Genomic DNA, 22,871 nt, shown 5'->3' with positions numbered 1-22,871 from the left:
AGGCCCCACCAAGCTTTCCCAAGGGTTCGCCAAGTGCGCTGACCAGCGCACTTGGCCTTTCTTTTACCAATCTCTTTACCTTTCCTTGGTGATTGGGGTACTGTCGTGAGTGCGGAGGGGAGTACTCCCTACCTACTGCGACGTACCCGTCAATACGGATCCGGCCGGATCCCGGGGCGTCGGCCCGGATAACCCCGGGCGCATCGAGCGCCCCGGACACATCGGGTGGAAGAGACCTCCAGCAGCGACGACGCTGACATTTGCCGTTACGAACTGCCGGAGGCGCAGTGGATGTTTCCGTGACCCTTTGGGTCCTGACGATCGTGGGCCTAGCAGCCCTCATCGCGGTCGATTTCTTCATCGGCCGCAAGCCGCACGACGTATCCATCAAGGAAGCGGGGATCTGGACGGTCGTCTGGATCGTCCTGGCCGCGCTCTTCGGACTCGGACTGCTGCTCTTCTCCGGCGGTCAGCCCGCCGGTGAGTTCTTCGCCGGCTTCATCACCGAGAAGTCGCTGAGCGTCGACAACCTCTTCGTCTTCGTGCTGATCATGGCGAAGTTCGCGGTGCCGACGCAGTACCAGCAGCGCGTGCTGCTGATCGGTGTGCTCATAGCCCTCGTCCTGCGCGCGATCTTCATCGCCGCGGGTGCCGCGATCCTGGCGAGCTTCGCGTGGGTCTTCTACATCTTCGGCGCGTTCCTCATCTACACCGCGTGGAAGCTGATCCAGGAAGCCCGCGCCGACGAGGAGGACGAGGAGTTCGAGGAGAACCGGCTGCTCAAGGCTGCCGAGCGCCGCTTCGGTGTCGCCGACCGGTACCACGGCACCAAGCTGTGGATCCAGGAGAACGGCAAGCGGGTCATGACCCCGATGCTGGTCGTGATGCTCGCGATCGGCACCACCGACGTGCTCTTCGCCCTCGACTCGATCCCCGCGATCTTCGGTCTGACGCAGGACCCGTACATCGTGTTCACGGCCAACGCGTTCGCGCTCATGGGCCTGCGACAGCTGTACTTCCTCATCGGCGGACTGCTCAGGAAGCTGGTCCACCTCAGCTACGGCCTGTCGGTCATCCTCGGATTCATCGGCATCAAGCTGGTGCTGCACGCGCTGCACGAGTCCGGCGTCCATGTCCCGGAGATCTCCATCCCGGTCTCCCTCGGCGTGATCTGCGGTGTACTGGTGATCACCACGATCACCAGCCTCATGGCCTCCAAGAAGCAGGCGGCCGAAGAGGCACGGCAGGCCGAGGGCCCCCAGAAGGGCGACGGGCCCCAGAAGGACAGCATCGACGTCTGACCGCGTCGGACGTAGAAACAACCAGCACCGGGAGCGACGCTCGGCGAATTGCCGACAGCCGCTCCCGGTGCTTGCTTGTGTGCTGAGCGGCCCCCGGCCCGGGGGCGCCCGGCCGAGTGGAGGTACCCATGAAGTTCGCGCAGATCATCGACTTCGAGACCGAGCGCATCGACGAGCTGCGGGAGCTGGTCCGCGAGGCCGAGAAGCGCTCGGCCGGACCCGGCGGCGGCCCCACGCACCGCATGGTCCTGCAGGACCGGAACACACCGAACCGCTACCTCGTGGTCCTTGAGTTCGAGTCGTTCGACGAGGCGATGCGCAACAGCCAGGACCCCGGGACGACCAGGATGGCGGAGCGCATGGCGGAGCTGTGCAGCCGGCCTCCCCAGTTCACCGACTGCGACGTACGCGAGTCGTCCGAGCTGAAGTAGCACCGGAACCGGCAACTGCGGCAGCCGGGGCCGCCTGCCGTCGGAGTGCGGGGCTCGCGTGCGGCTGCGACGATCGCTGCATGATCGTTCGGCTTCGGTCACTCGTGACGCAGTGGACGGCCGTCGTGCCCGTGATCGCGGTCGTCCTGCTGGCCCTCACCTGGGGGCGTGGTCTGCCCGGCGTGATCGTGGCCCTGGTGACGCTGGTGCTGGCCGGCGCCGTGCTGGCCGCGGTCCACCACGCCGAGGTGGTCGCCCACCGTGTCGGGGAGCCCTTCGGCTCGCTGGTCCTCGCCGTCGCCGTCACGATCATCGAGGTGGCGCTGATCGTCACTCTCATGGCGGACGGCGGGGACAAGAGCGCGACACTGGCCCGTGACACCGTTTTCGCAGCCGTGATGATCACCTGCAACGGCATCGTCGGCCTGAGCCTGCTCGTCGCCTCCCTGCGGCACGGCCTGGCCGTCTTCAACGCGGAGGGCACCGGCGCCGCCCTCGCGACCGTGGCGACCCTGGCGACGCTCAGCCTGGTGCTGCCGACCTTCACCACCAGCAAACCGGGACCGGAGTTCTCCACGGCCCAGCTCACCTTCGCCGCCCTCTCCTCCCTCGTCCTGTACGGCATGTTCGTGGCCACGCAGACCGTGCGGCACCGCGACTACTTCCTGCCGATCACCCGGCAGGGAGAGGTGATCGACGCGGACGACCACGCCGACACCCCGCCCTCCAGGACCGCCCTGATCAGTCTGGGCTTCCTCGGCCTGGCTCTGGTCGGCGTGGTCGGCCTGGCCAAGGGCGTCTCGCCCACCATCGAGTCCGGGGTGGAGGCGGCCGGGATGCCGCACTCCGTGGTCGGCGTGATCATCGCCCTGCTCGTGCTGCTCCCCGAGACGATCGCCGCGCTGCGGTCCGCCCGGCGCGACCGGGTGCAGACCAGTCTGAACCTCGCCCTCGGCTCGGCCATGGCGAGCATCGGCCTGACCATCCCCGCCGTGGCGGTCGCGTCCATCTGGCTGTCCGGGCCCCTCGTTCTCGGCCTGGGTTCGACGCACATGGTGCTGCTCGCCCTGACCGTGGTGGTCAGCTCGCTGACGGTGGTCCCCGGCCGGGCGACCCCGCTTCAGGGCGGCGTGCATCTGGTGCTGTTCGCGGCGTATCTGGAGCTTGCGATCAATCCGTAGGCGCCCGGAACCGGGGTGAGGAGCGGCGCACGCACACCGACGGCGCGACCTGCGAAGCCGGACCGCGTAAACGCTTGCGCAAGCGTTTACGCGCGAACGTGAACGTGAACGCGAGCCCGACCGCCGACGCCACTCAACTCGTCGCCGGTTCCACCACCGCCACCTTCACGAACCGCGTCTCCGGGAGCAGCGCGAAGCAGCCGAGGCTCAGCAGCGCGATACCCGTCAGATAGGCGGCCACGCCCCACGGGACCCGCCCGCTCTGGTCGGCGATCGCGGTCGCCACGATCGGGGTGAGCGCGCCCCCGAGCACCCCGCCCAGGTTGTAGCCCACCGCCGCGCCCGTGCAGCGCACCCGTGGCTCGTACAGCTCCGGCAGATACGCGGCGATCACGGCGAACATCGTCACGAACGCGATCAGTGCCACCAGGAAGCCGAGGAACATCAGCAGCGGTTCGCCCGTCGACAGCAGCGCGATCATCGGGAACATCCACGCGGCGGCACCCGCGCAGCCGGCCAGACACAACGGTCGCCGCCCGTAGCGGTCGCTCAGAACGGCCACCAGGGGAGTGAGAGCACCCTTCACCACGACGGCCGCCATGATGATGGCCAGCATGACGGTACGGCTCACCCCGAGCCGTTCGGTCGCATAGGCGAGGGACCAGGTCGTCACCGCGTAGAACAGCGCGTAGCCGACGGAGAGCGCCCCGGCCGTGAGCAGTACGAGGCGCCAGTGGCCGCGGACCACCTCGACGAGCGGCACGCGCGCGTGCTCCCGCATTTCGAGGAACCTCGGGCTCTCGGCGAGCGAGGAGCGCAGCCACAGCCCGGCCGCCGCGAGGACGCCCGCCCCCCAGAAGGGCACCCGCCAGCCCCAGGACGCGAACTGCGCGTCGGTGAGCATCGCCGACAGCGCCAGCATCACGCCGTTGGCGAGGACGAACCCCAGCGCCGGTCCGATCTGGGGGAAGCTCGACCACAGTCCGCGACGGTCCGGGGGCGCGTGCTCGGCGGTCAGCAGCACCGCCCCGCCCCACTCCCCGCCGAGCCCGAGGCCCTGCAGGAAACGCAGCACCAGGAGCAGCACGGGAGCGGCCGTACCGATGGAGGCGTACGTCGGTACGCAGCCCACCGCGACGGTGGAGGCGCCGGTCAGCAGCAGGGAGGCGACGAGGACGGGCCGCCGGCCGTGCCGGTCCCCGATATGCCCGAACAGGACCGAGCCGAGAGGCCGCGCCACGAACCCGACACCGAAGGTCCCGAAGGCCGCCAACGTCCCCGCCAGCGGCGAGAACGTCGGAAAGAACAGGGGGCCGAGGACGAGTGCCGCCGCCGTCCCGTAGATGAAGAAGTCGTAGAACTCGATGGCCGTCCCGGCGAGTGCCGCGGCCGCGAGTCGCAGCATGGAAGGGGGCTTTACTGTGCGTGCACGGTGCATGCCGCGTCAACTACCCACGGTCACCATGAGTTACGGGGGCGCGCGGGGGCCCGGGCGGCTCCGGTGCGCCCCCGTCACGCGCCGGGCCCCGGGGGCCGGTTCCGGTGTCCGCGCACCGTGATAGACCGGGTCCGAGCAGCGGTCCTGAACGGGCCGACCCATCCGACCGGACCGGAGGAACCGTGCCCCGCACCCTGGCCAGCGCCCCCATCATGATTCTCAACGGCCCCAATCTGAACCTTCTTGGCCAGCGGCAGCCGGAGATCTACGGTTCCGACACCCTCGCCGACGTCGAGGCGCTGTGTGCCAAGGCGGCGGCCGCGCACGGCGGGACGGTCGATTTCCGGCAGTCCAACCACGAGGGCGAACTGGTCGACTGGATCCACGAGGCACGCCTCGGCCACTCCGGCATCGTGATCAACCCGGGCGCCTACTCGCACACCTCCGTGGCGATCCTGGACGCCCTCAACACCTGCGACGGACTGCCCGTGCTGGAGGTCCACATCTCCAACATCCATCAGCGCGAGGCCTTCCGGCACCACTCGTACGTCTCCCTGCGCGCCGACGGTGTCATCGCGGGCTGCGGGGTGCAGGGGTACGTGTTCGGAGTGGAGCGGGTCGCGGCGCTGGCGGGGACGGGGCAGGCGGAGGCCTGACGGCGGTCGGCGGTCGGTGGACGGCGGTCGATGTCAGTGGCGGGTGCCACCATCGGCACATGACCGTTCAGAGCCGTCCCGCCTCCACGATCCGGCGCAGAAAGCGCCGCGTGCGCTCCTCCCGTGGCTCGCCGAAGACCTCCTCGGCCGTGCCGCGTTCCAGTACGACCCCGCCGTCGAGGAAGCAGACCTGGTCCGCGACATCGCGGGCGAAGCCCATCTCGTGCGTGGCCAGCACCATGGTCATGCCGTCCTCCTTCAAGTCCCGCACGACGTTCAGGACTTCGCCCACCAGTTCCGGGTCCAGGGCGGCGGTGACCTCGTCGAGGAGCAGCAGCCGGGGGCGTACGGCCAGGGCGCGGACGATCGCCGCCCGCTGCTGCTGGCCGCCGCTCAGCCTGTCCGGGTATTCGTCGGCCTTGGCGCCCAGCCCCAGCCGGTCGAGCAGCTCACGGGCGCGCGCCTCGGCCTCCGCCCGCCCCGTGCCGTGCACGCGTCGCGGGGCGAGCGTGATGTTCTCCAGGACGGTCATGTGCGGGAAGAGGTTGTACGCCTGGAAGACCACGCCGATACGGCGGCGCACGGCGTCCTGGTCGGCCCGCGGGTCGGTGATCTCCTCGTCGTCCAGCCAGATGGCGCCGTCGTCGATCTCCTCCAGGAGGTTCGCGCAGCGCAGCAGCGTGGACTTGCCGGAGCCGGAGGCCCCGATCAGCGCCGTCACCGTGTGCGGGGCGACCTCCAGGTCGACGTCACGCAGCACGACCGAGCCGCCGAAGGACTTGCGGACGGCCTCCATACGCAGCACCGGCGCTGCGGGCCTTGTGGTCGTCCCGCCGGTCTCCCCGTTCGCCGTCCCGCTCATATCGTTCCTCCCTGTGCCCGCCGGCGGTCCATCCGTGCCGTGACCCAGTCCGTGAAGCGGGTCATCGGAATGGTCAGCGCGACGAAGACCAGTCCCGCGACGATGTACGGCGTGTAGTTGAGACTGCGGCCCACGATGATGTCCGCGGCACGCACGGCGTCGACCGCGCCGCCGATCGAGACGAGCCCGGTGTCCTTCTGCAGGGACACCAGGTCGTTGAGGAGCGGCGGCACCTGACGGCGTACGGCCTGGGGGAGGATCACGTACCGCAGTGCCTGACGGTTGCTCAGCCCCAGCGAGCGTGCCGCGGCCCGCTGCGAGGGGTGGACGGACTCGATGCCGGCACGGAACACCTCGGCGACGTATGCGGAGTACGTCAGGGTCAGTGCCGTGCCGCCCAGCAGCACCGGGTCCACCGTGATGCCCTGCAACCGCAGCGCGGGCACGCCCAGGACCACGATCATCAGGTTGATGATCAGCGGGAGACCGCGGAAGAAGTCGGTGTACGCGGCGGCCAGCGCCCTCAGCGGGAAGAACACCGGGCCGCGCAGGGTGCGGGCGACGGCGATCAGCATGCCGAGGACGAGGACCGCCGCGCCGCACACCAACAGCAGCCGGACGTTCAGCCACAGGCCTTCGAGGACCTTCGGCAACGCCTCGCGCGCGTACTGCGCGTCGAAGAACGTCTCCTTGGTGCGCGGCCAGCCGGGCGCGTTGACGACGACGAGGTAGAGGACGACGGTGGTCACCAGGGTGGAGAGCGCGGCGATCGCCGTCGCGCGCCGGGCCCGGGACCGCTTGTGGCGTTCGCGCTCGATCCGCCGCCGCGAGGGGACGTACGGATCGTGCGCGTCCTCCTCGGGGTCCCCGTCGGCAACCCCGCCCGACTCCTCCTTGGCGAAGGTCACTTGAGCACCGGCGCGTCCACGGCGTCGGACAGCCACTGCTTCTCGATGGCGGCGAGGGAGCCGTCCTCGCGCAGGGCGTCCACGGCGTCGGTCACGCACGACGTGAGCGCGCTGCCCTTGTCCAGCACGAGCCCGAACTGCTCGGGTGTGCCGCCCTGGTTCTCGAACTGCCCGACGATCCTCGCGTCCGTGACCTCGGCCGCGGTGATGTAGAACGCGGTCGGCAGGTCGACCACGATGGCGTCCACCTGCCCGTTCTTCAGCGCGGACTTGGCCTGGTCGTTCTTCGCGTACGCGGCCGGATCCTGCGTCGGCTTCACCACGTCGTCGATGTAGTCGAGGCTGGTGGTGCCGACCTGGGCGCCCAGTTTGACGCCCTTCAGGTCGGCGATGCTCTTCGCCCCGGCCGCCTTGGAGCCCTTCAGCGCGATGACCGCCTGCCGTACGTCGTAGTAGCCGGACGAGAAATCGACGGCCTTCTTGCGCTCGTCGCTGATCGACACCTGGTTGATGTCGAAGTCGAAGGTCTTCTCACCGGGCGCGAAGGCCTTGTTGAAGGGCACGCTCTGCCAGACGACATCGCCCTTGTCATAGCCGAGCTCCTTCGCGACGGCATACGCGACGGCCGACTCGAAGCCTTCGCCGCTCGCCGGCTTCCCGTCCTTGAACCAGGGCTCGTACGCGGGCTCGTCCGTCGCGATCGTCAGCTTCCCGGAGACCTCGGTGGCAAGGTCGCCCTCGGCGCACGAGGCGGGGGAGGACGTGTCGGCGGCCTTGTCCTCGGACTGGGGCGCACAGCCGACGGCGGCGGTGAGCAGAGCGACGGTGGCGGCGGTGAGGGCCCCGCGCAGGGTGCTTCGAGCAGGATGCATGGCGGGAGAGTGGCAGGGCCCGGGCCCGGCTGTCGAGGTTGCGGCGACAACCGTCCGCATAGTGGGAACGGGTGTTGCAATGCTGTGAACTGGGGTGACAGCGGCGGAACGCGGCGCCCGGGGCGGTGGCCGCCGGACGTCGGCCACCGCTGCCGGGTGGAGCCGCCGGCCGAGGGCGGGGAACGAAGGGCCGGCGACCCGTCCGGCGCAGGAGCCGTCATCCTGTGCGGGACTGCTCCCAGTGGACAGCGCACTCTCGTGTGCGGGGAGCGCGCGCAGGGCACCGGTGTGAGCGCTCGGTTCACACGGGGCGCGTGAGCCTGTGCCGCGAGCCCCGCTGTCGTGCTGGGTCGCGTGGTGATCCGGCCGTCGGCCGGGGCTGAGCGCGCAGTTCCCCGCGCCCTTTCGGGGCTCGTGGCGCGGGTCGCCTACCAGCCCCGTGCGCGCCACTCCGGCAGGTGGGGGCGCTCCGCGCCCAGGGACGTGTCGTTGCCGTGGCCCGGGTACACCCAGGTCTCGTCCGGCAGCGTGCCGAAGATCTTCGTCTCGACATCGTCGATCAGACTGGCGAAGGCCTTCGGATCCTTACGTGTGTTGCCCACACCGCCCGGGAACAGACAGTCCCCTGTGAACACATGAGGGTGTCCGTGCGGGTCGTCGTAGACCAGGGCGATCGAGCCCGGGGTGTGGCCCACCAGGTGGCGGGCGGTCAGTGCCACGTGTCCGACGCGGATCGTGTCGCCGTCCCCGACCGGTACGTCCGTCGGGACGGGGATGCCGTCGACGTCGTCCCGTCCCGCGTACGTACGTGCGCCCGTGGCCTCCACGACCTCGGCGAGGGCCTGCCAGTGGTCGCCGTGCTGGTGCGTGGTCACGACGGAGGCGATACCGTCGGCGCCGATCAGGGTGAGCAGGGTGCCGGCGTCGTTCGCCGCGTCGATCAGCAACTGCTCGTCCGTGGCCCGACAGCGCAGCACATAGGCGTTGTTGTCCATCGGACCGACCGCGACCTTGGAGATCATCAGGCCCTGCAGCTCGTGCACATCCGCAGGGCCGCCGACCCTCACCGCTCCGCTGTACGTCATGCCGCTCAGCCTATAGCGGGGGCAGTGCGGGAAGCGGTCCGCCCTCGACGTGCAGTGCGGCTCCGTCCCGGCGTCCGGCGAGCCAGCCGAGCAGGGTGGGCGCGGGGCCGGTCACGGTGACCTCCGCATCACCCCCAGCACTCCCGTCGCCCGCGGAGTCGCGCCCCGTGCTCCACGCGCGCGTGCCGTTCGTGACGCGGGTGGAGGGGACGTCGGGGTGACCGGCGAAGCGGTCCGCGAGGAAGGCGATCTCCCGTTCCGTGAAGTCCTCCGGCAGGTCCTCCAGCTCGTAGCCGATACCCAGGTCGACGTGGTGCAGCTCGACCTCGATCCAGCGCCGGAACGGCACGCGGGCCGCCGAGTCGGTGACCCCGTTGCGCAGCTCCACGGTCCGGGACCAGTCGGCGGGCGCGGTCCCGGTCTCCTGGAAGCGGGCCGAGCTGTCGCGCAGGTCGACGAGCTGCGTCTTCAGGGCGCGGGGGGCGTCCCGTTCGATCTCGGCGTCCCGGGCCTGTCCGGAGGAATACATCGGCCGGCCCTCAAGGACGTTCACCAGGGCGTCCGCGTTGCGGGCGAGATGGGCCAGGACGTGCCCGCGGCTCCAGCCGGGCAGCCGTGACGGTTCGGTCACATCGGCGTTGTCCAGGGCGGCGACTGCGGTCAGCAGTCGCTCGGTCGCGTCACGTACAGACGCCAGGTCGCGCACATGATCGTTCATGTGTCCGACGATAGCCCCGCCACACGTTCGGGTGAAGGTGGCGGACGACGACCGCAAATCGAATGTGCGTGCTATAAGGTCGGGGGCGGCGCCGGGCATTCTTGGAAGTCCGGGATTGTTCTCATCGAGGCGAACCGAACCGGCGTTGTCAGTGGCTCCCCCTAGTCTGAGAAAAGACGTGGGGCCTCGGCCCTGTCACTTCTCTCTAGAAAGGTGCGGACCCGGCGTGGCCGACCGTCTCATCGTCCGTGGAGCGCGCGAGCACAACCTGAAGAATGTCTCGCTCGACCTTCCGCGCGACTCGCTCATCGTCTTCACGGGCCTGTCGGGGTCGGGCAAGTCCTCGCTGGCCTTCGACACGATCTTCGCCGAGGGACAGCGGCGCTACGTGGAGTCCCTGTCCTCGTACGCCCGGCAGTTCCTCGGCCAGATGGACAAGCCGGACGTGGACTTCATCGAGGGTCTCTCCCCGGCCGTCTCCATCGACCAGAAGTCGACCTCGCGCAACCCGCGCTCGACGGTCGGCACCATCACCGAGGTCTACGACTACCTGCGGCTGCTCTTCGCGCGCATCGGCAAGCCGCACTGCCCCGAGTGCGGCCGTCCCATCTCGCGCCAGTCGCCGCAGGCCATCGTCGACAAGGTGCTGGAGCTTCCGCAGGGCAGTCGCTTCCAGGTGCTCTCGCCGCTGGTGCGCGAGCGCAAGGGAGAGTTCGTCGACCTCTTCGCCGACCTCCAGACCAAGGGGTACAGCAGGGCCCGGGTCGACGGCGAGACGATCCAGCTCACCGAACCGCCGACGCTGAAGAAGCAGGAGAAGCACACCATCGAGGTGGTCGTCGACCGCCTCACGGTCAAGGACGGCGCCAAGCGCCGCCTGACCGACTCCGTGGAGACCGCGCTCGGCCTCTCCGGCGGCATGGTCGTGCTCGACTTCGTCGACCTCCCGGCCGACGACCCCGAGCGCGAGCGCATGTACTCGGAGCACCTGTACTGCGCGTACGACGACCTGTCCTTCGAGGAGATGGAGCCCCGCTCCTTCTCCTTCAACTCGCCCTTCGGCGCCTGTCCGGAGTGCTCGGGCATCGGCACGCGCATGGAGGTCGACGCCGAGCTGATCGTCCCGGACGAGGACAAGTCGCTCGACGAGGGCGCCATCCACCCCTGGTCGCACGGGCACACCAAGGACTACTTCGCCCGTCTCATCGGAGCCCTCGCGGACGCCCTGGGATTCCGGACCGACATCCCCTTCGCCGGTCTCCCGCAGCGCGCCAAGAAGGCCCTCCTGTACGGCCACAAGACGCAGATCGAGGTCCGCTACCGCAACCGGTACGGCAGGGAGCGCGTGTACACCACGCCCTTCGAAGGTGCCGTCGCCTTCGTGAAGCGCCGGCACAGCGAGGCCGAGAGCGACACGAGCCGCGAGCGCTTCGAGGGCTACATGCGCGAGGTGCCCTGCCCCACCTGTGAGGGCACGCGCCTCAAGCCGGTCGTCCTCGCGGTCACGGTCATGGAGAAGTCCATCGCCGAGGTCTCCGCCATGTCCATCAGCGACTGCGCGGACTTCCTGGGCAAGCTGCGGCTCGACGCGCGCGACAAGAAGATCGCCGAGCGCGTCCTGAAGGAGGTCAACGAAAGGCTGCGGTTCCTGGTCGACGTCGGCCTCGACTACCTGTCGCTGAACCGCGCGGCGGGCACCCTCTCCGGCGGCGAGGCCCAGCGCATCCGGCTGGCCACCCAGATCGGCTCCGGCCTCGTGGGCGTCCTGTACGTCCTCGACGAGCCCTCCATCGGGCTGCACCAGCGGGACAACCACCGCCTCATCGAGACGCTGGTCCGGCTGCGCGACATGGGCAACACCCTCATCGTCGTCGAGCACGACGAGGACACCATCAAGGTGGCCGACTGGATCGTCGACATCGGCCCCGGCGCGGGCGAGCACGGCGGCCATGTCGTGCACAGCGGCTCACTGAAGGAGCTCCTCGCCAACGAGGAGTCGCAGACCGGTCAGTACCTGTCCGGCAGGAAGGCCATCCCGCTGCCCGACATCCGGCGCCCGCGCGACCCCTCCCGGCAGCTCACGGTGCACGGAGCCCGCGAGAACAACCTCCGGGACATCGACGTGTCGTTCCCGCTGGGCATCCTCACGGCCGTCACGGGTGTCTCCGGCTCCGGCAAGTCGACGCTGGTCAACGACATCCTGTACACGCACCTGGCCCGCGAGCTGAACGGCGCCAGGAGCGTTCCCGGCCGCCACACGCGCGTGGAGGGCGACGACCTCGTCGACAAGGTCGTGCACGTCGACCAGTCGCCCATCGGCCGCACCCCCCGGTCGAACCCGGCGACGTACACCGGTGTCTTCGACCACGTGCGCAAGCTGTTCGCCGAGACCACCGAGGCGAAGGTCCGCGGTTATCTGCCCGGCCGCTTCTCCTTCAACGTCAAGGGCGGCCGCTGCGAGAACTGCTCGGGCGACGGCACGATCAAGATCGAGATGAACTTCCTGCCGGACGTGTACGTCCCGTGCGAGGTCTGCCACGGAGCGCGATACAACCGGGAGACCCTGGACGTCCACTACAAGGGCAAGTCCATCGCCGACGTCCTGAACATGCCGATCGAGGAAGCCATGAACTTCTTCGAGGCGGTGCCTGGAATCTCCCGTCACCTCAGGACCCTGAACGACGTCGGCCTCGGCTATGTCCGGCTCGGCCAGTCCGCGACGACCCTGTCCGGCGGCGAGGCCCAGCGCGTGAAGCTCGCCAGTGAACTCCAGAAGAGGTCCACCGGACGCACGGTGTACGTCCTCGACGAGCCGACCACCGGCCTGCACTTCGAGGACATCAGCAAGCTGCTCGTCGTGCTGTCCGGCCTGGTCGAAAAGGGCAACACGGTCATCGTCATCGAGCACAACCTCGACGTGATCAAGACCGCGGACTGGGTCGTCGACATGGGTCCCGAGGGTGGTGCGGGCGGCGGCATCGTCGTCGCCGAGGGCACGCCCGAGGAGGTGGCCGGGGTGTCGACCAGCCACACGGGCAAGTTCCTGCGGGAGGTTCTGGGCGCCGAGCGTGTCAGCGACGCCTCGCAGGCGAAGCCCGTGCGCAAGGCTGCGGCCAAGAAGGCCGCCACCAAGAAGGCTGTGGCGGCGACGGCCACGACGAGGAAGACGGCGACGGCCAGGACCTCGACGGCGAAGTCCGCGGCGACGAAGAGCACCGCGGCCAAGGGGGGCGGTGGCTCGGGCGCCAAGAAGGCGGCCGTCGCCAAGAAGGCGGCCCCGGCGAAGAAGACGGCTCGGGCTCGTAAGTCCTGATCCGGGGGGACGGCCTCAGGGTCGTGTGCTCCTGTGTGTCGTCACCGTCCGCGCCGCGCTCCATGGGACATCCCGTGGGGCGCGGCGCGTTGCGGAAGCGTGGACGCTTCGCCCAAGGGCCAAGGGCCAAGGGCCAAGGGCCATGGGCCATGGGCCAAGGCCCAGGGGGTGCCGGGGCAGGATGTCTTGTGAGTGCGGGCGCGTCGTGGCTGGTCGCGCAGTTCCCCGCGCCCCTTTGGGGCGCTCGCGCAGGTCCCTGCGATCTTTCGGGGCGCTCGCGCAGTTCCCCGCGCCCCTTTCGGGGCGCTCAGAAGGCGGTCAGTTCGTGTGCGTACGGGGGTTCCGCGCCTGCTCGGGAGCAGGTGATTGCCGCGGCGCGGGCGGCGAACCTCAGCAAGTCGGCCCAGCCGTCGGCCCCCAGACCCGCCGGTCCCGCGCCGGACAGCGCGTCGCGGGCGGCGAGGCCGTGCAGCAGCGCCGCGTTCACGGTGTCGCCCGCACCGATCGTGTCCACCACGTCGACCGGCTCGCCCGGCACGGAGTACTCGCCGCCGTCGCGGGTGAAGGCGGTCAGCCCGTCGCCGCCCCGGGTGATCACGACGGCCGAGGGGCCTGAGGCCAGCCACTCGCGCGGGGTGCCGCCCAGCCATTGGGCATCCTCCTCGGACAGCTTGAGCAGCGACACCGAGGGCAGCCAGCTCTTGAACCGTGCCCGGTAGGCGTCCGGATCGGGGATGAGTCCCGCGCGGATGTTCGGATCCAGCGTGGTGAACACCCCCTGGGCGGACGCGCCCCGCATCAGCTCCTCGTACGCGCTCGCACCCGGTTCCAGGACGAGCGAACAGGTACCGAAGGACACCGCCCGCGTCCCGTCGGGGAGTCGGTCGGGCGCCGAGAACAACCGGTCCGCGGTGCCCTCGACATAGAAGGAGTACGCGGCCGAGCCGTCGGCGGCGATGGACGCGACGGCGAGGGTCGTGGGCTCGGCGCCCCGCTGCACGGACGACACGTCGACGTCCGCCTCGCGCAACCCGCCGACCAGGGCCTCACCGAAAGCGTCGGTCGAGATCCGGGAGCAGAAGGCCGTGCGGGAACCGAGGCGGCCCAGCGCGACCGCCGTGTTGTACGGGCCGCCGCCGCGGCGCGGGTCGAGCGCGGCGAGCGCGCCCGACTCACCGGGCACCAGGTCGATCAGGGCCTCACCGGCGACGACGATCACGAGACGGTTCCTTTCTCGGGGCGGCTCTCTGGGCACCCGCACGACGTGCGGTGTACGAAGGCGGAGGGCAGCCGGACCGTACGGGTGGGGCGGCCGGGGGAGCCCAGCCGTTCCAGCAGCAGCCGTACGGCCTCGGCCCCGATCTCCTTGCTGGGCTGGGAGACAGCGGTGAGCCGGGGAGAGAAGAGGTCCGCCCAGGCGAAGTCGTCGAAGCAGCACAGGGCCAGCTCGCCGGGCACGGACACACCCCGGGCGCGGACGGCCCGCAGCGCACCGATGGTCATCGCGTTGTTGGCGGTGATCAGCGCCGTCGGCGGCGCCGGCAGGGACAGCAGGGACGCGGTCGCCCGCTCCGCGCCTGCCGCCTCCGAATTGCCGGAGATCACGAGCCGCTCCTCGTAGGCGAGTCCCGCGCCGGCCAGGCCGAGCCGGTAACCGGTGATCCGCTCGCTCGTCGTGCTGAGACCCGCAAGGCCCGCGATCAGGCCGATCCTCCGGTGTCCCCGTTCGGCGAGGTGGGCGACCAGATGCGTGACCGGCTCGGTGTTCTCCGCGGACACCTGGTCGAACGTGAAACCGGGCGCCGGGACGTCGTCGACCAGCCGGTCCAGGAACACCGTCGGTACGCCGTGCCGCCCGAGATAGCCGATCAGCTCCCCGGGATCCGCGGAGGGCGCGACGATCATGCCGTCCACGCGCCGCTCGTGCAGCAGCTGGACCACCTTGCGTTCATGGACCGGGTCGTCGTGCGGATCCGCGATCAACAGGCTGTAGCCGTGCTCCAGGGCGCTCGCCTCCACACCCTGGAGGATCTCCGTGAAATACGGGTTGCTGATCGCCGACACCGCGAGCCCGATGGACCGGGTGCGCGCGGTGACCAGGGATCTGGCCAGGCCGTTCGGGGTGTAGCCGAGGGTCTCGATGGCATCGAGGACGGCCTGGCGGGTGTGCGGCAGCACCGGGCGCGTGTCGTTGAGCACGTGCGAGACCGTCGCGACGGACACGCCCGCGTGCCGGGCCACATCGGCCATCGTCGCCATGCCGTCTCCCCGCCGCCTTCCCCAAGGCCCCGGAATCGGCGGCCCGACCGCGAAAGTACCCCATCCGGCACGGCACGTAAACGCTTGCGCAAACGTTTACGCGTACCCGGGGGAGGCGGCCCTCACGTCCGGTCCCGGTCGGCCGCTCACTCCCACTCCCACCCGATCCCCACGATCCCCGACCGGACCCGCTGCTCCACCATGTGGACCGATCGGTGGTGGCCGCTCAGGGGCAGTTCGCGGCGGCCGCTGCGGGGTGCCGCCGCCGAGTGCTGGGCGAACCGGTGGCAGCGCACGGGCAGCGCCCCCTCGGAGAACCGCACCTCAAGGGCGTACTGCCCGCCGGAGAAGCCGAAGCCGCGGACGTACTCGCCGGACGCGCCGGCCGTGCCGTCCTCGACGGCGTAGCGGAACAGGAAGGTGTCGCCCGCCCGCAACAGCGTGTCGAAGAGCAGCTCGGCCACGAGCACGCCGGTCTCGTGGTGCCGGAGCACGCGCCCCGTGCGGCAGTTCTCCAGGGCGTGCACGGTCATGTGCTCGGGGACGCAGCCGGGGTCACCGTGGTGGACGGCCACGTAGCGGTCGACGCCGTCCTTGTGGGCGCGCACGATGTGCTGGGAGTCGCGCCCGGCCAGCTCGCGGCGGGGGCCGATCCGTACCCGTTCGTGCTGGCCGAGGGCGAGCAGCCCGCCGTCGAGCGGTGAGTCGAGCTCGGCCAGCAGCTTCTCCAGGGCTCCGGAGGCCTCGACGAGCGAGCGGTACGAGCGGGCCGAGGGGCGGTCCGCGCCGGTGTGCTCGTCGGCCGCTGTGAGCAGGCGGATCAGCGACTCGTCCGGCAGCTGGAGTATCTCCTCCAGAGCGCGCACGGCCCGCAGGGACTCGGCCCGCTGAGGACGCCGGGCGCCCTGCTGCCAGTAGCTCAGGCTCGTCACGCCGACCTTGACCCCGTACCGCGTCAGATGGTGCTGTACGCGCTGCAGCGGCAGTCCACGAGCGGTGATCGCGGCGCGCAGCGCGACATGGAAGGGGCCGGTCCGCAGAGCGGTGTCCAGTTCCGCCGCGACGACGTCCACGTCCGCGTGCTGTGTGCCGTGCCGCATGCAGGGGCCCTTCTTCTGAAGCTCACAACGGCTGGTCGGGCCGTTCGCACTGCTCAAAGGGGCCGCCCCGGTCGGCGTACGGGGGATGGTCACATGCGTACGCCGTGGTTCCCGGCCCAAGTAATCCCGCATTGAAGCCTGTTGACCAGGCCCGGACAACACCTGATGCGCAACTTCGCTGTCACCGGTGCTTTCCGGCGCGGACGTACGGACGTGGGGACGCGGACTCGCGGCGAAGGCGGGGAGGCCGGTTGGACGCCGGGCGGGCGCCGGGCCGAGCGGTGGCTCAAGGCCGGCGGCGCCGCCGAGGGGCCGTCAGGAGAGGGGCCGGAGGTCCTGTCCGGAACGGCCGGAGGTCCTGTCGGTTCCGGGCGGAGGGCCGCCCGGAACATGCGGCGGCCCGGAGCGCGGGCGGTGGGGGTCCGGCGGGTGAGCGCCGTGGACCCGGTGACACGCGTGCGCTCCGGGCCGCCTTCGTGCGTCGGACGGCGGGGTCGCCGTCCGGCTCAGGGGCGGGGGTCCGTGTCGGGCTGCGTCGACCTCAGGCGCTTGGCGCGCACGATGTCGGGGTCGCGGGGGTCGAGGCCGGACAGCAGGCTGTCGCCGAACTGCTCCTCGTCCTGGTACGGGCGGACCCGGACCGACCGCCGTGTCTTCTCGATCCGTGTCTGTCGCATCTTCCGCAGCCCTTCGGTCATCGACCCGACGCCCTTGTCCGGGGCGGTGGATCCACCTGCATCTGCACTGCTACGAGCATTGCCCCGAATTGTCTTCGTGTCGTCACGGCCAGCCCCCGAAACAGGTTCCGGTCCACCTCAATTGCCCACCTCCGGCCAGCCGTAACCGTCCACCTCCGACGGGGTGTTGGGCGCGGGCCGCGGCGGTGTGCCCCCGGGCGGGTGCGGCATCGGCCGGTCGAGGGGTCTTGGAGGGGCGCCGGCGGGCCCACCGCGACGAGCTGATCAGGGCATGCCAGGCGGTCCCGGGAGCTGGGCCGGCCGGATCGAAGCCGGGAGCGGTCCGGATCGGGCCGGGCCGCAGGACGGCGGGCCGTCGCGCTGTCACACCCCGCCAGTAGGGTGTGAGACATGGCCGACCCCTCCAGCTACCGCCCCAAGCCGGGACAGATCCCCGACTCGCCAGGGGTCTACAGATTCCGCGACGAGCACCGCCGGGTGATCTACGTCGGGAAGGCGAAGAGCCTGCGCCAGCGCCTGGCCAGCTACTTCCAGGACCTCTCCAATCTCCACCCGCGTACGCGCACGATGGTCACCACGGCCGCGTCGGTGGAGTGGACCGTGGTGACCACGGAGGTCGAGGCGCTCCAGCTGGAGTACTCCTGGATCAAGGAGTACGACCCCCGGTTCAACGTGAAGTACCGCGACGACAAGAGCTACCCCTATCTCGCGGTCACCATGCACGAGCGGTTCCCGCGCGTGCAGGTGATGCGCGGCCAGAAGAAGAAGGGCGTGCGCTACTTCGGTCCCTACGGGCACGCGTGGGCGATCCGCGACACCGTGGACCTGTTGCTGCGCGTCTTCCCCGTCCGGACGTGCTCCGCGGGCGTGTTCAAGAACGCCGAGCGCACGGGCCGCCCCTGTCTGCTCGGCTACATCGGCAAGTGCTCCGCTCCCTGCGTCGGACGGGTCACACCCGAGGAGCATCGTGAACTCGCCGAGGAGTTCAGCGACTTCATGACCGGCCGCACGGGTACGTACATCCGCCGTCTGGAGCGGCAGATGACGGACGCCGCCGAGGACATGGAGTACGAGCGGGCCGGACGGCTGCGCGACGACATCGGGGCCCTCAAGAAGGCCATGGAGAAGAGCGCCGTCGTGCTCGCCGACGCGACGGACGCCGACCTGATCGCGCTGGCCGAGGACGAGCTGGAAGCCGCCGTCCAGATCTTCCACGTACGCGGCGGCCGGGTGCGCGGCCAGCGCGGCTGGGTCACCGACAAGGTCGAGGCGGTCACCACGGGCGACCTCGTCGAGCACGCGCTGCAGCAGCTGTACGGGGAGGAGACCGGCGACTCCGTACCGAAGGAGGTACTCGTCCCGGCGCTGCCCGACCCTCTGGAGCCCGTCCAGGAGTGGCTCACCGAGCGGCGCGGGTCGAACGTGTCGCTGCGGATCCCGCAGCGCGGCGACAAGAAGGCCCTCATGGAGACGGTCGAGCGCAACGCCCTGCACTCGCTCGCCCTCCACAAGACCAAGCGCGCCTCCGACCTGACGACCCGCTCCCGCGCGCTGGAGGAGATCGCCGAGGCCCTCGACCTGGACAGCGCGCCCCTGCGGGTCGAGTGCTACGACATCTCGCACCTCCAGGGCGACGACGTCGTGGCGTCGATGGTCGTCTTCGAGGACGGGCTCGCGCGCAAGAGCGAGTACCGCCGCTTCCAGATCAAGGGCTTCGAGGGCCAGGACGACGTCCGCTCCATGCACGAGGTCATCACCCGCCGCTTCAAGCGGTACCTCGGCGAGAAGGAGAAGACCGGCGAGTGGGCCGACGGCGAGGCGGGTCTCACCGAGGAGGACGGGCGGCCCAAGCGGTTCGCGTACCCGCCGCAGCTGGTCGTCGTCGACGGCGGCAAGCCGCAGGTCGCGGCAGCCCAGCGGGCCCTGGACGAGCTGGGCATCGACGACATCGCCGTCTGCGGCCTCGCCAAGCGCCTCGAAGAGGTCTGGCTGCCCGGCGACGACGACCCCGTGGTACTGCCACGTACCAGTGAAGGGCTCTATCTTCTTCAGCGTGTGCGCGACGAGGCGCACCGCTTCGCGATCACCTACCAGCGCGCCAAGCGGGCCCGGCGCTTCAGGGCGAGCCCGCTCGACGACGTGCCGGGGCTCGGTGAGACGCGCAAGCAGGCATTGATCAAGCATTTCGGTTCGGTGAAAAAGCTGCGATCCGCGACAATCGACCAGATCTGCGAGGTTCCCGGCATAGGCCGTAAGACGGCCGAGTCGATCGCCGTGGCCTTCGCCCAGGCGGCCCCGGTGGCTCCCGCCGTGAACACCGCGACTGGAGAGATCATGGAAGACGAGGATCACGTGGAGGACGCGGCACCCGAAACGACGGCGGGTGTCGCGGAGGAGCCCGTGTCCGCGGGCACCTCGGACGAGCGACGGGGGCAGGAAAGATGACCGGTAACGAGCAGGAAGAACCGGTGGCGCCGCGCACGGCGGACGCCGGAACCGACGCGGCCCGCACAGGCGCGGTGAACACAGCTGAAACCGAGGCACCGCACAAGGAAGCACGCGAAGATCGGCCGCAGCGGACGGCGCCGGCCGACACAGCCGGCGGAGCCGACGAGGCGGAACAGGAAGACGGAGCGGAAGTGAACACGGGCACGACCATCGACAAGCCAGGCGTCCCCGAGGCGGCCATCCCGGAGCTGGTGATCATCTCCGGGATGTCGGGCGCGGGCCGGTCCACCGCCGCCAAGTGTCTGGAGGACCTGGGCTGGTTCGTCGTCGACAACCTGCCACCCGCGCTGATCCCCACCATGGTGGAGCTCGGCGCGCGCTCGCAGGGTAACGTGGCGAGGATCGCGGTCGTCGTCGACGTCCGCGGCCGGCGCTTCTTCGACAACCTGCGCGAGTCCCTCGCCGACCTGGAGACCAAGCACGTCACCCGGCGGATCGTCTTCCTGGAGTCCTCGGACGACGCCCTGGTGCGCCGCTTCGAGGGAGTGCGCCGGCCGCACCCGCTCCAGGGCGACGGCCGCATCGTCGACGGCATCGCCGCCGAGCGCGAACTGCTGCGGGAGCTGCGCGGCGACGCCGACCTGGTGATCGACACCTCCAGCCTGAACGTGCACGAGCTGCGCGCCAAGATGGACGCCCAGTTCGCCGGGGAGGAGGAGCCCGAGCTGCGGGCCACCGTCATGTCCTTCGGCTTCAAGTACGGCCTGCCGGTCGACGCCGACCTCGTCGTGGACATGCGGTTCCTGCCCAACCCGCACTGGGTCCCGGAGCTGCGCCAGTACACCGGCCTGAACGAGGAGGTGGCGGCGTACGTCTTCAACCAGCCCGGCGCCAAGGAGTTCCTCGACCGGTACGCCGAACTGCTGCAGCTCATCCAGACCGGCTACCGCCGTGAGGGCAAGCGCTATGTGACCATCGCGGTCGGCTGCACCGGCGGCAAGCACCGCTCCGTCGCCATGTCGGAGAAGCTCGCGGCCCGCCTGGTGTCCGAGGGAGTGGAGACGGTCGTCGTCCACCGGGACATGGGCCGCGAATGACACGACGTTCTCTGCGGCTGGACCGGCTGCGGCGGGGCGGAATCGACGGGCGCGGCATCGACGGGCCCGGCGGCAGGCCCGTCGACGCCCGCGGTGCCAAGCCCACCGAGGCCCGCGGCGCGAAGCCGCGGCGCCGCGGTGCCCAGCCCAAGGTCGTCGCGCTGGGCGGGGGCATGGGCCTGTCCGCCTCGCTCGCCGCCCTGCGCCGCATCACCGGCGACCTCACCGCCGTCGTCACGGTCGCCGACGACGGCGGCTCCAGCGGCCGTCTGCGCGACGAACTGGGTGTGCTGCCGCCCGGCGACCTGCGCAAGGCGCTGGCCGCGCTGTGCGGGGACGACGAATGGGGGCAGACCTGGGCCCGGGTCATCCAGCACCGCTTCCAGTCCCAGGGCGAACTGCACGAGCACGCGGTCGGCAATCTGCTGATCGTCGCCCTGTGGGAGCAGCTCGGCGACCACGTCCAGGCGCTCGACCTGGTCGGCAGGCTGCTGGGCGCGCACGGGCGGGTGCTGCCCATGTCCGCCGTACCCCTGGAGCTGCAGGCGCTGGTCAAGGGGCACGACCCGGACCGGCCCGAGGACGTCGACACCGTACGGGGCCAGGCGACCGTGGCGCTCACCCCCGGCGAGGTGCAGTCCGTGCACCTCGTGCCGCACGACCCGCCGGCGGTCCCCGAAGCCGTTGCCGCCGTGCTGGACGCCGACTGGGTGGTCCTCGGTCCCGGCTCCTGGTTCTCCTCCGTGATCCCGCATCTGCTCGTGCCCGAGCTGCTCGACGCCCTCACCGAGACGAAGGCGCGCCGGGTCCTCCCGCTGAACCTCGCTCCGCAGCCCGGAGAAACAGAAGGCTTCTCACCGCAGCGTCATTTGGAGGTTTTGGGACGACACGCCCCTAAACTCGCCCTGGACGTGGTGTTGGCCGACGAGGCCGCCGTGCCCGACCGCGAGATACTCGCCGATGCCGCCAAGCGGTTCGGCGCGGCGGTCGAGCTGGCGCCGGTGGCCAGGACCGACGGGACTCCGAGGCACGATCCGGAGCTGTTGGCCGCCGCGTACGACCGTATTTTTCGGATGCATGGAAGGATCGGCCCATGGCGATGACGGCAGCGGTGAAGGATGAGATCTCCCGGCTTCCCGTCACCCGGACCTGCTGCAGAAAGGCGGAGGTCTCCGCCATCCTGCGGTTCGCGGGCGGCCTTCACCTGGTGAGCGGCCGGATCGTGATCGAGGCGGAGCTGGACACCGCGATGGCGGCGCGACGGCTGAAGCGGGACATTCTTGAGATTTTCGGCCACAGTTCCGAGCTGATCGTGATGGCGCCGGGCGGGTTGCGCCGGGGTTCGCGTTACGTCGTCCGGGTGGTCGCTGGCGGTGACCAGCTGGCCCGCCAGACCGGGCTCGTGGACGGCCGTGGGCGCCCGATCCGGGGGCTGCCGCCACAGGTGGTCTCAGGGGCCACCTGTGACGCCGAGGCGGCCTGGCGCGGGGCCTTCCTGGCGCACGGCTCGCTCACCGAGCCCGGGCGTTCGTCCTCGCTTGAGGTGACCTGCCCGGGGCCCGAGGCGGCGCTCGCGCTGGTGGGGGCCGCGCGTCGGCTCTCGATCGCGGCGAAGGCGCGTGAGGTACGGGGCGTGGACCGGGTCGTCGTGCGCGACGGGGACGCCATCGGGGCGCTGCTGACGCGGCTCGGGGCGCACGAGTCGGTGCTGGCGTGGGAGGAGCGGCGGATGCGGCGGGAGGTTCGCGCCACGGCGAATCGTCTCGCCAACTTCGACGACGCGAACCTTCGGCGGTCGGCCCGTGCGGCTGTCGCCGCGGGGGCGCGGGTGCAGCGGGCTCTGGAGATTCTCGCGGACGAGGTTCCTGAGCATCTCGCTGCCGCTGGGCGGTTGCGGATGGAGCACAAGCAGGCGTCGCTTGAGGAGCTGGGCGCTCTCGCGGAGCCGCCGCTCACGAAGGATGCGGTGGCGGGGCGGATTCGGCGGCTGCTCGCGATGGCCGACAAGCGGGCGCAGGACCTTGGGATTCCGGGGACGGAGTCCACGCTCAGCGAGGAGATGGCTGACAACTTGGTGGGCTGACGTCTGCTGGTTGCGCCGTTCCCCGCGCCCCTTGGGGGTGGTGGCGTGGGGGTGGGCTTCGGCTGCGGGTCCGGTGGGGGCGGATCGCGCAGTTCCCCGCGCCCCTGGGGGTGGGTGACGCTGGCGTGGAATCTCGGGTGCGGGTCTGATTCGGCTGGCCGCGCCGTTCCCCGCGCCCCTGGGGTGGGTGGGGTCGACGTGGGGTGTCGGGTGCGGGTCGCATTCGGCTGGCCGCGCAGTTCCCCGCGCCCTGGGTGGGCCGGGGCCCGAGCCGATCACCACGGCCCGCTCCCCCAACCGACAACCGCACCCCCCACCCACCTAAGGGGCGCGGGGAACTGCGCGGCCAGCCGAATGCGACCCGCACCCGACACCCCACGTCGACCCCACCCACCTCAGGGGCGCGGGGAACGGCGCGGCC

Annotated in this window: 19 protein-coding genes; 9 read left to right on the top strand and 10 right to left on the bottom strand. The window is 70.5% G+C overall.

What is annotated here, in order from left to right:
- Positions 1-287 precede the first annotated feature (287 nt).
- The 3 genes from ACFWGJ_RS18340 to ACFWGJ_RS18330 all read left to right on the top strand — a co-directional run bounded on the left by ACFWGJ_RS18340 (position 288) and on the right by ACFWGJ_RS18330 (position 2,913).
- Positions 288-1,301, top strand: coding sequence for a TerC family protein (locus ACFWGJ_RS18340; RefSeq protein ID WP_387325423.1), 1,014 nt, complete (start codon positions 288-290; stop codon positions 1,299-1,301).
- A gap of 128 nt (positions 1,302-1,429) precedes the next feature.
- Complete coding sequence (locus tag ACFWGJ_RS18335; RefSeq protein ID WP_387325420.1) at positions 1,430-1,732, top strand: hypothetical protein; 303 nt, start codon at positions 1,430-1,432, stop codon at positions 1,730-1,732.
- Between the two features lie 80 nt (positions 1,733-1,812).
- Positions 1,813-2,913 carry a calcium:proton antiporter gene (locus ACFWGJ_RS18330; protein WP_381834153.1) on the top strand — a complete coding sequence of 367 codons (1,101 nt, stop codon included), beginning with the start codon at positions 1,813-1,815 and terminating at the stop codon, positions 2,911-2,913.
- Between the two features lie 133 nt (positions 2,914-3,046).
- Here ACFWGJ_RS18330 and ACFWGJ_RS18325 read toward each other — a convergent pair whose 3' ends face one another.
- Complete coding sequence (locus ACFWGJ_RS18325; RefSeq protein ID WP_387325417.1) at positions 3,047-4,351, bottom strand: MFS transporter; 1,305 nt, start codon at positions 4,349-4,351, stop codon at positions 3,047-3,049.
- A 182-nt stretch (positions 4,352-4,533) separates the two neighbouring features.
- On the opposite strand from ACFWGJ_RS18325, the gene aroQ reads away from it, so the two are divergent.
- Complete coding sequence (aroQ, locus tag ACFWGJ_RS18320) at positions 4,534-5,007, top strand: type II 3-dehydroquinate dehydratase (RefSeq protein WP_387325415.1); 474 nt, start codon at positions 4,534-4,536, stop codon at positions 5,005-5,007.
- A gap of 67 nt (positions 5,008-5,074) precedes the next feature.
- Here aroQ and ACFWGJ_RS18315 read toward each other — a convergent pair whose 3' ends face one another.
- The 5 genes from ACFWGJ_RS18315 to ACFWGJ_RS18295 all read right to left on the bottom strand — a co-directional run bounded on the left by ACFWGJ_RS18315 (position 5,075) and on the right by ACFWGJ_RS18295 (position 9,452).
- Positions 5,075-5,869 (bottom strand): amino acid ABC transporter ATP-binding protein, encoded by a 795-nt coding sequence (locus ACFWGJ_RS18315; RefSeq protein WP_387325412.1) that lies wholly within the window; start codon positions 5,867-5,869, stop codon positions 5,075-5,077.
- On the bottom strand, positions 5,866-6,777 hold the full coding sequence (locus ACFWGJ_RS18310; protein ID WP_387325409.1) for an amino acid ABC transporter permease: 912 nt from the start codon (positions 6,775-6,777) through the stop codon (positions 5,866-5,868). Before ACFWGJ_RS18310 ends, ACFWGJ_RS18315 begins: the two co-directional genes overlap by 4 nt.
- Positions 6,774-7,649 carry an ABC transporter substrate-binding protein gene (locus ACFWGJ_RS18305; RefSeq protein ID WP_387325406.1) on the bottom strand — a complete coding sequence of 292 codons (876 nt, stop codon included), beginning with the start codon at positions 7,647-7,649 and terminating at the stop codon, positions 6,774-6,776. The genes ACFWGJ_RS18310 and ACFWGJ_RS18305 overlap by 4 nt, the downstream gene beginning before the upstream one ends.
- Before the next feature lie 428 nt (positions 7,650-8,077).
- A complete protein-coding gene (locus ACFWGJ_RS18300; protein WP_381834363.1) occupies positions 8,078-8,734 on the bottom strand; it encodes an MBL fold metallo-hydrolase in 657 nt (218 codons plus the stop codon).
- A gap of 10 nt (positions 8,735-8,744) precedes the next feature.
- Positions 8,745-9,452, bottom strand: coding sequence for a maleylpyruvate isomerase family mycothiol-dependent enzyme (locus tag ACFWGJ_RS18295; RefSeq protein WP_387325403.1), 708 nt, complete (start codon positions 9,450-9,452; stop codon positions 8,745-8,747).
- 226 nt (positions 9,453-9,678) lie between these two features.
- Here ACFWGJ_RS18295 and uvrA point away from each other — a divergent pair, with 226 nt between their 5' ends.
- A complete protein-coding gene (uvrA, locus tag ACFWGJ_RS18290; RefSeq protein ID WP_387325401.1) occupies positions 9,679-12,765 on the top strand; it encodes an excinuclease ABC subunit UvrA in 3,087 nt (1,028 codons plus the stop codon).
- Between the two features lie 307 nt (positions 12,766-13,072).
- Here the strand turns inward: uvrA and ACFWGJ_RS18285 are convergent, their stop codons facing one another.
- From ACFWGJ_RS18285 to ACFWGJ_RS18270, 4 genes are all read right to left on the bottom strand, one after another.
- Entirely contained in the window at positions 13,073-13,984 is a 912-nt protein-coding gene (locus ACFWGJ_RS18285; protein WP_387325398.1) for a carbohydrate kinase, read from the bottom strand.
- Entirely contained in the window at positions 13,981-15,024 is a 1,044-nt protein-coding gene (locus tag ACFWGJ_RS18280) for a LacI family DNA-binding transcriptional regulator (RefSeq protein WP_387325395.1), read from the bottom strand. The genes ACFWGJ_RS18285 and ACFWGJ_RS18280 overlap by 4 nt, the downstream gene beginning before the upstream one ends.
- Positions 15,025-15,170: 146 nt before the next feature.
- Positions 15,171-16,124, bottom strand: coding sequence for a hypothetical protein (locus ACFWGJ_RS18275; RefSeq protein WP_387325393.1), 954 nt, complete (start codon positions 16,122-16,124; stop codon positions 15,171-15,173).
- 506 nt (positions 16,125-16,630) lie between these two features.
- Positions 16,631-16,801: a hypothetical protein gene (locus tag ACFWGJ_RS18270; RefSeq protein ID WP_387325390.1), complete on the bottom strand. Its 171-nt coding sequence runs from the start codon at positions 16,799-16,801 to the stop codon at positions 16,631-16,633.
- A gap of 411 nt (positions 16,802-17,212) precedes the next feature.
- Between ACFWGJ_RS18270 and uvrC the strand changes: the two genes are divergently transcribed.
- Genes uvrC through whiA form a run of 4 tightly spaced genes read left to right on the top strand, consistent with a single transcriptional unit; the run spans position 17,213 to position 22,450 of the window.
- The gene (gene uvrC, locus ACFWGJ_RS18265) at positions 17,213-19,267 is read left to right on the top strand and encodes an excinuclease ABC subunit UvrC (protein WP_387325387.1); all 2,055 of its coding nucleotides are present in this window, start codon (positions 17,213-17,215) and stop codon (positions 19,265-19,267) included.
- Positions 19,264-20,367, top strand: coding sequence for an RNase adapter RapZ (rapZ, locus tag ACFWGJ_RS18260; RefSeq protein ID WP_387325384.1), 1,104 nt, complete (start codon positions 19,264-19,266; stop codon positions 20,365-20,367). The genes uvrC and rapZ overlap by 4 nt, the downstream gene beginning before the upstream one ends.
- Positions 20,364-21,470 carry a uridine diphosphate-N-acetylglucosamine-binding protein YvcK gene (gene yvcK, locus ACFWGJ_RS18255; RefSeq protein WP_387325381.1) on the top strand — a complete coding sequence of 369 codons (1,107 nt, stop codon included), beginning with the start codon at positions 20,364-20,366 and terminating at the stop codon, positions 21,468-21,470. The genes rapZ and yvcK overlap by 4 nt, the downstream gene beginning before the upstream one ends.
- Positions 21,461-22,450 carry a DNA-binding protein WhiA gene (gene whiA / locus ACFWGJ_RS18250; RefSeq protein ID WP_107017634.1) on the top strand — a complete coding sequence of 330 codons (990 nt, stop codon included), beginning with the start codon at positions 21,461-21,463 and terminating at the stop codon, positions 22,448-22,450. The genes yvcK and whiA overlap by 10 nt, the downstream gene beginning before the upstream one ends.
- Positions 22,451-22,871 lie beyond the last annotated feature (421 nt).

The sequence above is a fragment of the Streptomyces sp. NPDC060205 genome, assembly GCF_042728395.1.
Taxonomy (GTDB): Bacteria; Actinomycetota; Actinomycetes; order Streptomycetales; family Streptomycetaceae; genus Streptomyces.
Note: the sequence above shows the minus strand (reverse complement) of the source record. Positions and strands in the feature narration are given on the sequence as shown.

Coding starts and splice junctions, on each gene's coding strand:
- ACFWGJ_RS18335 (WP_387325420.1), top strand. CDS start 1,430: ATGAAGTTCGCGCAGATCATCGACTTCGAGACCGAGCGCATCGACGAG.
- ACFWGJ_RS18275 (WP_387325393.1), bottom strand. CDS start 16,124: ATGCGGCACGGCACACAGCACGCGGACGTGGACGTCGTCGCGGCGGAA.
- ACFWGJ_RS18330 (WP_381834153.1), top strand. CDS start 1,813: ATGATCGTTCGGCTTCGGTCACTCGTGACGCAGTGGACGGCCGTCGTG.
- ACFWGJ_RS18315 (WP_387325412.1), bottom strand. CDS start 5,869: ATGAGCGGGACGGCGAACGGGGAGACCGGCGGGACGACCACAAGGCCC.
- uvrC (WP_387325387.1), top strand. CDS start 17,213: ATGGCCGACCCCTCCAGCTACCGCCCCAAGCCGGGACAGATCCCCGAC.
- rapZ (WP_387325384.1), top strand. CDS start 19,264: ATGACCGGTAACGAGCAGGAAGAACCGGTGGCGCCGCGCACGGCGGAC.
- ACFWGJ_RS18280 (WP_387325395.1), bottom strand. CDS start 15,024: ATGGCGACGATGGCCGATGTGGCCCGGCACGCGGGCGTGTCCGTCGCG.
- whiA (WP_107017634.1), top strand. CDS start 21,461: ATGGCGATGACGGCAGCGGTGAAGGATGAGATCTCCCGGCTTCCCGTC.
- ACFWGJ_RS18270 (WP_387325390.1), bottom strand. CDS start 16,801: ATGCGACAGACACGGATCGAGAAGACACGGCGGTCGGTCCGGGTCCGC.
- ACFWGJ_RS18325 (WP_387325417.1), bottom strand. CDS start 4,351: ATGCACCGTGCACGCACAGTAAAGCCCCCTTCCATGCTGCGACTCGCG.
- ACFWGJ_RS18305 (WP_387325406.1), bottom strand. CDS start 7,649: ATGCATCCTGCTCGAAGCACCCTGCGCGGGGCCCTCACCGCCGCCACC.
- ACFWGJ_RS18300 (WP_381834363.1), bottom strand. CDS start 8,734: ATGACGTACAGCGGAGCGGTGAGGGTCGGCGGCCCTGCGGATGTGCAC.
- ACFWGJ_RS18295 (WP_387325403.1), bottom strand. CDS start 9,452: ATGAACGATCATGTGCGCGACCTGGCGTCTGTACGTGACGCGACCGAG.
- yvcK (WP_387325381.1), top strand. CDS start 20,364: ATGACACGACGTTCTCTGCGGCTGGACCGGCTGCGGCGGGGCGGAATC.